1 protein-coding gene is annotated in these 240 nt (G+C 50.8%); it reads left to right on the top strand.

Annotation, left to right across the window (positions count from 1 at the left end):
* Nucleotides 1-27: 27 nt before the first annotated feature.
* The coding region (locus Q4563_RS22280; protein WP_303606095.1) for a hypothetical protein at nucleotides 28-240 on the top strand (213 nt) is incomplete at its 3' end.

Raw genomic sequence — 240 nt, 5'->3', positions numbered from 1 at the left:
ACACTGGACCAGATGACACTGGACCAGATGACACTAGATGAAGCAGTAGCAGAAAGGAAGATGGTAGGCGAGATACCAGCAGATGAAACTGCAGCGGATGAAACAGCAGCGGATGAGTCATCGACTGGTGAGATGGAGATGAATCATTCGCTGTCTATTCATATCAGGAGAGAGCACGAGACGGTCTTACCGCTGACTGCCTGCATGTTGTTGCGGTTCTGTTCCCAGACGGCTCTCATG

This window comes from Gilvimarinus sp. 1_MG-2023 (assembly GCF_030548285.1).
This window is presented reverse-complemented; position numbering and strand designations above follow the sequence as displayed.